General features: G+C 73.8%; 10 protein-coding genes and 1 pseudogene. 6 read left to right on the top strand and 5 right to left on the bottom strand.

The genetic code is table 11. The annotated features are described in order from the left end of the window. The first annotated feature begins 182 nt into the window (after window positions 1-182). Window positions 183-1,685, top strand: a complete 1,503-nt coding sequence (locus ACWDNY_RS30390) for a metallophosphoesterase family protein (RefSeq protein ID WP_451649030.1) — start codon at window positions 183-185, stop codon at window positions 1,683-1,685. A gap of 82 nt (window positions 1,686-1,767) precedes the next feature. Here the strand turns inward: ACWDNY_RS30390 and ACWDNY_RS30385 are convergent, their stop codons facing one another. Both ACWDNY_RS30385 and ACWDNY_RS30380 read right to left on the bottom strand, forming a co-directional pair. Beyond that, entirely contained in the window at window positions 1,768-2,748 is a 981-nt protein-coding gene (locus ACWDNY_RS30385; protein WP_451649029.1) for a TauD/TfdA dioxygenase family protein, read from the bottom strand. A gap of 203 nt (window positions 2,749-2,951) precedes the next feature. Beyond that, window positions 2,952-3,329 (bottom strand): DoxX family protein, encoded by a 378-nt coding sequence (locus ACWDNY_RS30380; RefSeq protein ID WP_451649028.1) that lies wholly within the window; start codon window positions 3,327-3,329, stop codon window positions 2,952-2,954. A 210-nt stretch (window positions 3,330-3,539) separates the two neighbouring features. Here ACWDNY_RS30380 and ACWDNY_RS30375 point away from each other — a divergent pair, with 210 nt between their 5' ends. From ACWDNY_RS30375 to hemC, 3 genes are all read left to right on the top strand, one after another. Then, window positions 3,540-4,523 carry an ATP-dependent DNA ligase gene (locus ACWDNY_RS30375; RefSeq protein ID WP_451649027.1) on the top strand — a complete coding sequence of 328 codons (984 nt, stop codon included), beginning with the start codon at window positions 3,540-3,542 and terminating at the stop codon, window positions 4,521-4,523. 139 nt (window positions 4,524-4,662) lie between these two features. Beyond that, a complete protein-coding gene (locus tag ACWDNY_RS30370; protein WP_451649026.1) occupies window positions 4,663-5,448 on the top strand; it encodes an NPP1 family protein in 786 nt (261 codons plus the stop codon). 86 nt (window positions 5,449-5,534) lie between these two features. Further along, a complete protein-coding gene (gene hemC, locus ACWDNY_RS30365) occupies window positions 5,535-6,470 on the top strand; it encodes a hydroxymethylbilane synthase (RefSeq protein WP_451649025.1) in 936 nt (311 codons plus the stop codon). 55 nt (window positions 6,471-6,525) lie between these two features. Here hemC and ACWDNY_RS30360 read toward each other — a convergent pair whose 3' ends face one another. Then, window positions 6,526-7,056 (bottom strand): hypothetical protein, encoded by a 531-nt coding sequence (locus ACWDNY_RS30360; RefSeq protein ID WP_451649024.1) that lies wholly within the window; start codon window positions 7,054-7,056, stop codon window positions 6,526-6,528. A gap of 669 nt (window positions 7,057-7,725) precedes the next feature. Here ACWDNY_RS30360 and ACWDNY_RS30355 point away from each other — a divergent pair. Further along, window positions 7,726-8,517, top strand: a complete 792-nt coding sequence (locus ACWDNY_RS30355) for a SigB/SigF/SigG family RNA polymerase sigma factor (RefSeq protein WP_451649031.1) — start codon at window positions 7,726-7,728, stop codon at window positions 8,515-8,517. A 195-nt stretch (window positions 8,518-8,712) separates the two neighbouring features. Here ACWDNY_RS30355 and ACWDNY_RS30350 read toward each other — a convergent pair whose 3' ends face one another. After that, the gene (locus ACWDNY_RS30350) at window positions 8,713-9,054 is read right to left on the bottom strand and encodes an ANTAR domain-containing protein (RefSeq protein WP_451649023.1); all 342 of its coding nucleotides are present in this window, start codon (window positions 9,052-9,054) and stop codon (window positions 8,713-8,715) included. Between the two features lie 189 nt (window positions 9,055-9,243). Here ACWDNY_RS30350 and ACWDNY_RS30345 point away from each other — a divergent pair, with 189 nt between their 5' ends. Beyond that, window positions 9,244-10,044 carry a VOC family protein gene (locus ACWDNY_RS30345; RefSeq protein WP_451649022.1) on the top strand — a complete coding sequence of 267 codons (801 nt, stop codon included), beginning with the start codon at window positions 9,244-9,246 and terminating at the stop codon, window positions 10,042-10,044. 48 nt (window positions 10,045-10,092) lie between these two features. On the opposite strand, the pseudogene ACWDNY_RS30340 reads toward ACWDNY_RS30345, so the two are convergent. After that, window positions 10,093-10,854 (bottom strand): annotated as a pseudogene (locus tag ACWDNY_RS30340) (glycogen debranching enzyme); the annotation flags it as partial.

Here is a 10,854-nt window from a genome sequence, read left to right as displayed (position 1 = left end):
CCCATGACCGTCTTCCCCCGTCCCGTCCACCAGCGGGCCGATCTGCTGCACCCCCTCTTCCACCCAACCGCGCCCGCCGCCGCGATGCGCCGCCGGCGCCCGCGTCAACCGGGCGCCCCCCGCGGCCGACTTGGCGACCCCTCTCGCTGGACGCCGGGCAGGTCGTTGTTACGGTGCACCGCGTGTCCGACTCCTCGCGCGATACCGTCGAAGGCGCCGGCTGGGGAAGCGCCGACCCCGGCACCTACCGGCAGCTCATGCCCGGCCGGGTCGAGAAGCTCTCGTGGCTCGATCCCCGGACGCTGTGGGCCGCCCGCAACGGCGTGGTGGCCTCCTGGTTCGGGGACCCCACGGGCGCCATCCGCGGCCGCTGGGCGGCGCAGCGGGCGGCCGCCGGCGCTCCCGCGGACAAGGTGATCCGGCGTGAGGACCCGGACCCCTTCTCCTTCCTGGTCCTCGGCGACACCGGTGAGGGCGGCGAGAGCCAGTACGCGGTCGTGCCGGGTCTTCTCAAGGCCGGTCGTGACACGGCCTTCGCCGTGATCGCCAGCGATGTGATCTACCCCGTGGGCAGCACCGACGACTACGGCACCAAGTTCTTCCGCCCCTACCGTGACTATCCGGCGCCCGTCTACGCCGTACCCGGCAACCACGACTGGTACGAGGGCCTGAGCGGCTTCATGCGCGTCTTCTGCGGCGACGCCCCGCCGCCGGCCCCGGAGCCGGCGTCGCGGCCGCCGAGCCGGGCCTGGCTCCGGACGCTGCTGTGGCACCGGCCGCGCCCGGTCGACGAGCGACGCCTGGCCGAGGCGCGGGAGCTGCGGTCGGCGCCGGCCCAGCAGGCCGTGCAGCCGGGCCCGTACTGGGCGATCGACGCCGGGCCGGTGCGCATCGTCGGCATCGACACCGGCCTGCTCGGCACGATCGACGCCGAGCAGGGCGCGTGGCTGCGCGAGGTGTCGCGGGGGCCCCGCCCGAAGATCCTGATCACCGGCTCGCCGCTGTACGTGGACGGCGAGCACCGTCCCTGCGCCATCGAGGGCGGCGGCACCGTCGACGACGTCGTGCGCGACCCCGCCCACCGGTACGTGGCGGCGATAGGCGGCGACATCCACAACTACCAGCGCTACCCGGTGGACGTGGACGGACGCGTCGTCCAGTACGTCGTCTCGGGCGGCGGCGGGGCGTTCATGCACGCCACGCACACCATCCCTCGCGTGTCGGTCGCCGACGTCACGGAGGGGGACTTCCGCTGCTACCCGCTGCGCGGCGACTCGCTGGCCTTCTACAGCGCGCTGTACGGCCACCGGCTGCGGCTGCGCCGCTTCTTCGCACTCACCGAGGCGGAGGCGGCCGCGGTGGTGGCTGAGCGGCTCGGCATCCCGCCCACCCGCGCCGCCGGCGCGCCCGTCCGGGTCACCCGGCGCGTCCGCCTGGTCGCGAGCCTGCTGGGCACCGGGCGCCGCCCCGACCGCGCGTCCCGCTTCCGCCTGCCGGTCCGCAAGATCTACACCCGGCTGTTCTCCCCCGGCTCGGTGACCTACCGCCCGCCGTTCTTCAAGTCGTTCCTGCGGCTGGACGTGTCCCCGGAGGCGATCCGGCTGCGCTGCTTCGCCGCGACCGGGAACCTCGCCCAGGAAGCCGACCCGCCGGTCGAGGACGAGGTGACGATCCCCCTGACGTGAGCGGGACCGGCACCGGCGCGGCGCCGCGTCCCACCGGCCCTTCCTCCGGCACACCGTCACCCCGGCCGGACGGGGCCCCGGTTCACCACCGTCCCGGCTCGCTGCCGACGACGGCCTCGGACGGCGTGCCGTCCACGCCGGCCGGCACGTCGCCCGCCAGCATCACGCGGTGCATGATCCGCGGGTGGCCGAGGTGGGCGTTGTCGCCGGGGGCCAGGTGGATCGTGGCCCGGTTGTCCCAGAAGGCCACGCTGCCCGGCTCCCAGCGGAAGCGCACCGTGTACTCGGGCCGGACGGCCTGCTCCAGCAGCATCTGCAGGACGGCCGCACTCTCGGCGCGGGTCAGGCCCACGATCCGCTCGACGTAGTAGCCGTTGACGAAGAGCACCCGCTCCCGCGTCTCCGGATGGACGCGCACCAGGGGGTGGACGGTGGCGATCTGGTGCTCCAGCAGGTGACGGACGTAGGCGTCGTCGCCGGGCCGCGGCTGGTAGCCGACGCCGAGCCGGTGCTCGGCGCGCAGCCCGTCGGCGAAGGCACGCACGGGCGCGGACAGTCCGGCGTAGGCGGCGGCCAGGTTCGACCAGGTCGTGTCGCCGCCGTACGGCGGGACGGTCTCGGCGCGCAGGATCGTCGCGGCGGGCGGATCGACCCGGGCCCCGTGGTCGCAGTGCCAGCCGCGCAGCAGGGTGTGCCGGCGGCGCCGCAGCCACTCCTCGTGGTCCATGCCGTAGCGCCCGCCCAGCTCCAGCCGGTCGGCGGTGGTCTCCACCTCGGGCACGTCCGGCGGCGAGGCGCCGCCCCGTCGCCGCAGCACGACCGGCTCACCGAAGCGGCGTGCGAACGCCACGTGCGCCGCGTGGTCCAGCCGCTGGCCGCGGAAGAACACCACCTTCCACCGCAGCACGGCCGCCCGGATCGCGGCGACCTGGGCGTCGTCGAGGCCCGCCGCCAGATCGACTCCCGTGATCTCGGCTCCGATGTGCCCGGCGACCGGGTGGGCCTCGAGCCCGCCCGTCCGCCTCTCCCGCGCCGTGCCCGTGCCCGGTCCCGTGCCCGTCATGATCGCTCCGATGGTCGTCCGTGGTGGTGCGGTCCCGGGAAGATCGTGACAGCGATCGGCGGCCGTGGCGAGGCACCGGGATGCCGGAGGCAGGTGCGCCCCCGTACCGGTGCGGGCCGGCGTGCCCGACCCCGCGTCTCCGGCATGATCCGCCCGACAACACCCGATCAGCCGACGGTCACCGACGTCATGACCGGGTACGCCTAGGAGCGGCCGGCGTTCCCGGCGACACCGCGGGCCCACAGCACGAGCGGCACCTGCAGGGGCAGCCGCCCCAGGGCCGCCAGGCGCTGCGGAGCCGGGCGGTGCCGCCAGTCCACGGCCATCTTCACGTTGGCGGGGAAGACCGCGACGAAGAACGCCGCCGTGGCCAGTGCGGCCGACCGCCGGGTCCGGGGCACGGCGAGGCCCGCGGCCAGGGCGAGCTCGGCCGCGCCGCTGACGTACGTCCAGGTCCGCGGACTGCCCGGCAGGGCCTTCGGGACGATGGCGTCGAACGACCGCGGAGCGGCGAAGTGGGCGGCACCCGCCGTGGCCAGCAGGCCGGCGAGCAGCAGGGGTGAGCGTTGTGACCGGGGCACGGTTCCTCCTCCGATGGTGTGAGGCGCGATCCTACTGAACGGTAGGTACGTGCGGGGCGGGCAGGTCCCGCACGCCCGGCCGGGCCCGCGGCGGCGCGTCCGGCGGGGTCCCTGCCGGGCTGCGCGAAGGCCGTCCGGCGCGGGCCCCCGTTCAGGGGAAAGTGGCCCGGCCGGGGCTTGGCCGCGGACGGGTCCGTCGACAACTCAGCCGTGAACCTGCCGCTGATCGCTCCCATGCTCGCCACCCCCGGCACCCTGCCGCCCGCGGCGCAGGACGCGCGGTGGGCGTACGAGACCAAGCAGGACGGCCAGCGCGTGGTGTCCTACCTGGCCGGCGACGGCAGTCTGGTGCTGCGGGCCCGCTCCGGGGACGACATCACCGCCGCCTACCCCGAACTTCGCCCGCTCGGCAGCGCCCTGGGCACCACGCCGGCGGTGCTCGACGGCGAGGTGCTGGCGCTCGACGAGCAGGGGCGCGCCGACTTCCAGCTGCTGCAGGGCCGTATGGGGCTGGCACACGCGCCCGCCCGCGCGGCGCTCCGGGCCGCCCGGGTCCCCGTCCACCTGGTGCTGTTCGACGTGATGCACCTGGGCGGACGCTCCCTGCTCGGGCTGCCCTACGCCCGCCGCCGGGAGCGGCTGGAGGAGCTGGGACTCCAGGGGCCGCACTGGTCGACACCAGCGGCGATCGTCGGGCACGGCGCCCAGGCCCTGGCCGCCACCCGTGAGCACGGCCTGGAGGGTCTCGTCTGCAAGCGGCTGGACTCGGTCTACGAACCGGGCGTGCGGTCGCGGGCCTGGATCAAGATCCGCAACATGCTGAGCGAGGACGTGATCGTCGGCGGCTGGCTGCCGGGCAAGGGCCGGCTGACGGGGCTTCCGGGCGCCGTGCTGGTGGGTCAGCGGGCCGCCGGGCGGCTGCGCTACGTCGGCAGCGTGGGCACCGGCTGGAGCGAGGCGGAGCGGTCGGAACTCGCCGCCCTGCTGGCGGCCCTGGCGACCGGCGTGTGCCCCTTCGACCCCGCACCGGCCGCGCCCGGGGCGCACTGGGTGCTGCCCCGGCTCGTCGGCGAGGTCCGCTACAGCGTCCGCACCCGGGCGGGGATGCTGCGCCAGCCGTCGTGGCTGCGGCTGCGCTCGGACCTCACGCCCGAGGAGTCCGCGGCGGACCTGCCGGAAGCCCCGTCCGGCTGACAGGCCGTCACGCGATCGCCGTTCAGGCCGGTTTCACCGTGGCGACTGCTGTTCACCCCTTGGCACCGGGACCAGGGCACGGCAAGCTGAACTGCCTTGCCCCCCACAGCCGTTGGGCTGCGCCCAAGAGGAGGACGCAGTGTCGTCAGCGACGTTCACCCCCCGCCGCGGGCGATGGCTGACCGGTCTGGCCGGCGCCGTCGCACTGGTCATCGCCTTCCCCGCCACGGCCTTCGCCGCGCCCCCTCCGGCGCTGCCCGCCAATGCCGAACCCCTGGAGAGGACGTTCCAGCCCGCCTTCGACTACGACACGGACGGCTGCTACCCGTCGCCCGCCATCGGACCCGACGGCACGGTCAACGGCGGCCTCAACCCGACCGGTGCCCTCAACGGCAACTGCCGCGACGCCTCGGACCTGGACAACACCAACAGCTACGCGCGCTACAAGTGCAACAACGGCTGGTGCGCCGTCCTCTACGGCCTGTACTTCGAGAAGGACCAGGCCCTGCCCGGCACCAGCCTGGGCGGGCACCGGCACGACTGGGAACACGTCGTGGTGTGGGTGCAGGACAACGGGCACAACGAGGCCGAGTACGTCGCCACATCGGCGCACGGAGACTTCACGGTCCACGGCCGCGACCAGATCCGCTGGGACGGCACCCACCCCAAGGTCGTCTACCACAAGGACGGCATCGGCACCCACTGCTTCCGCGCGGCCAACACCAACGACGAGCCGCCCGAGAACCACTACCACGCCTGGCAGTTCCCCACCCTCGTCGGCTGGAACGGCTACCCCGCCGGGCTGCGCGACAAGCTGAGCGCCTACGACTTCGGCAGCGCCCACTTCGGCCTGAAGGACGGCGACTTCGCGTCGCACCTCGCCAAGGCGAAGCCGGCCGGGATCGCCTTCGACCCCTACGCGTGAGCCCGGGCCCGCGCCCTCCGGTGCGGCTCCACCGCGGGTCCGGGAGCCCGGCCGGCACCGGGGCCCCGACGGTCTATCGTGTCCGCATGTCCGTCCCCGAACTGATCCGCGTCGTCTCCCGCGACTCCCCCATGGCGCTCGCCCAGGTCGAGCGTGTCCGCACCGAGTTGGCCGCGCTGTACCCCGCGGTGCGCACCGAGGTGGTGCCGGTGCGCACCACCGGCGACAGATGGCTGGGCGACCTGTCCAAGGTCGAGGGCAAGGGCGCCTTCACCAAGGAGGTCGACGCGGCGCTGCTGGCGGGTGAGGCGGACCTCGCGGTGCACTGCCTCAAGGACGTGCCCGCCGACCGTCCCCTGCCGGCGGGCACGACGTTCGCCGCGTTCCTGAAGCGGGACGACATCCGCGACGCACTCGTCCACCCGGGCGGGCTCACCCTGGACGAACTGCCGGCCGGTACCCGGATCGGCACGTCCTCGGTGCGGCGGGTCGCGCAACTGGCCTCGTCCCACCCGCACCTGCAGTGCGTGCCGTTCCGGGGCAACGCCAACCGCCGGCTGGAGAAGCTGGCGGCCGGCGAGGCGGACGCGCTGCTCCTGGCCGCGTCCGGTCTGGAGCGCATCGGACGGCAGGACGTGATCAGCGACGTCCTCTCCCCGGAGACGATGGTCCCGCCGATCGGCGCCGGAATCCTCGCCCTGCAGTGCAGGGAGGACGACGACGAGCTGATCGAGGCCGTCGGCGCGCTCGGCGACCGGGACACCCTCCGGGCCGCCACCGCGGAGCGCATGCTCCTGCACGTGCTGCAGGGTCATTGCAACAGCCCGATCGCCGGCTACGCGCAGACCGACCGCGGCGGTGAACTCTCGCTGCGCGCCTGCGTGTTCACCCCGGACGGCAAGACCCGGCTGAACGCCCACGAGTGGGCGGGCCGCCTGGACGCCGCCACCCTGGGGACGTCGGTCGCGGTCGCCCTGCTCCGTCAGGGCGCCCGGGAGATCATCGACGGCATCCCCCACTGATCCGGTGGCGCCGCCGCGGGCGGTGCGGGGGCTTCGGCCCGGCGGGCGGCGTCCGTCAGCCGGGGGCGCCCGGTTCGGCCTGGTCCTTGAGGAAGTTGCTCACCTGGTGCGCCAGGCCGCCCTGACTGCCTCCGCACGGGGCCGCCACCCCGACGGACTCCTCGTGCAGACCGATGCCGCCCGTCCACAGCCGGCGGTCGGCCCACTCGTCGTCGACCCGCAGCTGGACCTGGACGTCCACCTGCGACAGGGCCGTCTCGGGACCGGCGGCGTAGAGCACCGCCGTGGCCCGGCGCAGCGGGTAGACGTCGTAGCCCTCGATGAACTGTGAATTGCGCCAGTCGACGAACGCGCTCTCCCCGTCGGGACCGATCCGCACGTCGATCTGCCCGTCCTCCAGATGGACGCCGAAGGACCGGCCGCCGCGGTTCTCGACGGTGACACGGAGACGGAAGTACGTCAGACCCTCGGACGCGTCGTCGCGTCCACGGGGCGGCTCCGCCTGCTCCAGGCGGTGGACACGGACACGCAGACCGGGGTGCCCGTCGCACTCCTGCCAGTCCCCGACCACGTTCGGCTCGTACACAGCGCACCTTTCGACTTCCAAGACTGCTTCCTATCCGTGCGCTCAGGGCACTGTCAAATGCGCGGAATGCGGCGTGTCCCCGCGAATTCCCTGGTTCTGATCACTGATCAAGCCGTGCGCAGCGGGAACCGCCGCGACGGCCGTCCGAGTGATCGCCGCGGGCGTGCCACGCATCACACCGGGCACGTCGCCGGCGGCACCGGGAGGGCCGGTCGGGTGTCACGCCGTCCCCGGCGGGGTGATCGCGCCAGGCCCGGGGCACCAGCCGCGCGTCGGCCGCCCGGTGCTCCGGTTCCCCCGGCCGGCCGGTCCGCCCCGCGGGCGGGCCTGTGCGGAGGGCCGCCCGGGGCCTCGCAGGCCTCGCGGAGCCGCGGGCTGCGGGCATCCCGGCGAGCACGAACGCCCCCTTTCCCGTCATTGAAATCGGCAGTATTTCCGGACGGCAATTCGGCGGGCGCGGTCGACAATTCATTGTCGCGCGGTAGCGCCGAGTCACTTTGCCGGGCGTCGTTTCGAAAAGCGGGAAATCGGGCATCGCCTTTTCAGTGCTTCGGACAGGAGGCACGTCCGTGGGAGCCGGCGCGCCGCGTCGCGATGTGCGCCCGGTCCGTTGCCCTGCGCCTCCCATGGTGTCCGTCCATGCAGCACCTGCTGAGGGAGGCGACTCCCATGCGCAACACCGGCAGAACCACGGCTCACCCCCATGACGACGCCCCGGACACGGCGGAGGACTTCGAACGCCTCGCCCGCCTCCCCGAGGGCCCCGAGCACAAGGAGCTCAGGGACGAACTGGTCCGGGTGTGGCTGCCCATGGCCGAGCGGATCGCCATCCGGTTCCGGGGGCGCGGCGAGGCCCTGGAGGACCTGTACCAGGTGGCGGCGCTCGGTCTGGTCAAGGCCGTCGACCACTACGATCCGGCCCGCGGTCACGCCTTCGAGGCGTACGCCGTGCCCACGATCACCGGCGAGGTCAAGCGGCACTTCCGCGACCACATGTGGACCCTGCACGTGCCGCGCCGCGTCCAGGACCTGCGCAACCGGGTCCGGCGCGCGGCGAAGGAGCTGGCCCAGACGGCGCCGGGCCACGTGCCGACCGCTGCCGAGATCGCCGCCCACACGCATCTGAGCGTGAGCGAGGTGCAGACCGGGATGGAGGCGCTGGACTGCTTCTCCGCGCTGTCGCTGGAGGCCGAGGTGCCGGGGACCGACGGTTACGCCCTCGGCGACGGGCTGGGCGAGGCGGACGCGCGCTACGACCTCGTCGTGGACCGGGTGGCCGTCACGCCGTGCCTGCTGGCGCTGCCCGAACGCGAGCGCACCATTCTCTACCTGCGGTTCTTCCGCGGCATGACGCAGAGCCGGATCGCCCAGCAGCTCGGCATCTCACAGATGCACGTGTCGCGCCTGCTGAGCGGCTGCTTCGCACAGCTGCGCGAGGAACTGCTCGCGGAGACCGGGTGAACGGCGCTCGCCGGGACCAGGCACGCGGCGCACCCGCCCGCGGGGCTGTCCTGCGGATCGCGGCGGAGGAGGGCGGCGACGCGCAGCGTCGGCAACCGAGCACAAGGCCGTGGACGTGCGTGCCGGGCCTCGCGTCTCCGGCGTGGTCCGCCGGACAGGCTCCCAGCCGCGCGGGCGCCGTCCAGGGGCCCGGGCTCACTCCTGGGGTGCTCCGGGAATCTGCGGTGGACCGTGGCGGTCGAGGGCGTCTTCCAGTTCCGCCTCGATTTCCTCCGGTATTTCCCCGGTGCGCCCCCACACCAGGATCAGTTCGGCGACATTGCGCAGTTTGACGTTGGTGTGCTGGGAGATCTCCTTCAGCACCGCCCAGCCCTGATCCGGCGGGATGTGGCCGAGCGCCACCATCATGCCGATCGCCTGGTCGACGACGGCGTGCGAGGACACGGCCTCCTTCAGCTGCGCGACCTCTTCCTCCAGCCGGAGGACTCGGTCGGCCCCGTCACCCGGCTCCTGCGGTGTGCGCGCTGTTGGTGCCACGCGTCCATCGTCCTCACTCCGCGGGCTCCCCGCCAGACGTGCGCCGTACGGCGGACCCCGGCGGTCCGGTTGCGCCGTTGCGCCGTTTCGGCACCGCCGGCCGGGTGCTCGTCGGGCGGCTTCCCCCCTTCCGGTCGGACACTGGTGTCTGGGACCGGTGGCCGCCGGTCCACGACCCCAGGACGTGCCATGAACAACGAGACACCTTCCAGCTGTCCGACGGACGTCGTCTCCACCCGCTCGGTGAGCGGCGCCCCCTGCTGGGTCAGCCTGACCAGCCGCGACCTGGAGGCCACCGAGGACTTCTACCGCGCCGTACTGGGCTGGCAGTGGCGCACGGCCCGGCTGGGCGACCGCTTCCGCATCGCGCTGTCGGACGGCACACCGGTCGCGGGGATCGCCGCGGTGGCCTCCATGTGGCACATGGCCGTCGCCTGGACGCCGTACTTCGCCGTGCCCGACGCGGACCGGGCCGTCGCCCGCGTCCAGGAGCGCGGCGGCACGGTCGCGGTCGGCCCGCTCTCCTTCCCGCCCGGGCGGGCCGCCCTGCTGGCGGACCGGGACGGCGCCACGTTCGGGATCTGGGAGGGCAAGCTCTTCTCCGACTGGGAGACATGGCGCAAGGCTGCGCCGGCCCTCATCCGGCTGCACACCCGCGACGCCTTCGACGCGGCGATCTTCTACGGAGAGGTCCTGGACTGGGCCTCGCCGCATCCCGGCTGCTGCACGGTGCACTACGAGAAGGACGAGGTCGTGCTGCGCAGCCGTGGGGAGGTGGTGGCGCGGATCGAGTCGGGGGCGCTGGAGGCGGCTCCCGACCCCACGATCCGCCCGCACTGGCAGATCCACTTCCGGGCGGCCGACGTGGCCGCCTGCGCGCGGGCCGCGGAGGCCCACGGAGGCAGCGTCCTGCGCGAGAGCGCCGACGAGGCTGCGCTCCGCGACCCGGACGGCGCCCAGTTCACGGTCACCTCGCGCCGCGAGGGCTGAGCCCGCCGGCGCCGCACGGGTCGGGGGACCGGCCGGCCGCCGGACCGGTCACCGTCCGGCCTTCTTCTTCGGCGGCCGGGACAGCAGGACGAGACTGCGCGCCTCGACGCCGATCTCGCTGCCCGGCTTGTGTTCGGCCTCGTCCGGCGGTCCCTCGGGCGTGGCCGTGTCGATGAGCGTCGTCCAGCGCTCGCCGTAGGCGGCCCCGGGCAGGCGGAAGCCCACCGGCTCCCAGTAGCCGTTGAGCAGCAGCAGGAAGGAGTCGTCCACCACCGGCCGGCCCCGCGCGTCGGGCTCGGCGATGGCGTCGCCGTTGAGGAAGACGGCGACGGAGTGGGCGTCGGCCTGCTGCCAGTCCTCCTCGGTCATCTCACGGCCGTCCGGCCGCAGCCACTCCAGGTCGGGCAGCGGACGCCCGGCGTGGTTCACCGTCTCCCCGTGGAAGAAGCGGCGCCGGCGCAGGACGGGGTGGGCGGCGCGCAGTCCGATGACGTACCGCGTGAAGTCCGTGAGGGCACGCTGCTCGTCGGTGAGCCGCCAGTCGACCCAGGAGATCTCGTTGTCCTGGCAGTAGGCGTTGTTGTTGCCGCGCTGGGTGCGGCCCAACTCGTCACCGTGGCAGAGCATCGGGATGCCCTGCGAGAGCAGCAGCGTGGCCAGGAAGTTGCGCTGCTGGCGGGCCCGCAGCTCCAGCACGGCCGGGTCGTCGCTCTCGCCCTCGGCCCCGCAGTTCCAGGACCGGTTGACGCTCTCGCCGTCGCCGTTGTCCTCGCCGTTGGCCTCGTTGTGCTTGTCGTTGTACGACACGAG

The sequence above is a fragment of the Streptomyces sp. NPDC003697 genome (assembly GCF_053587115.1).
Note: the sequence above shows the minus strand (reverse complement) of the source record. Positions and strands in the feature narration are given on the sequence as shown.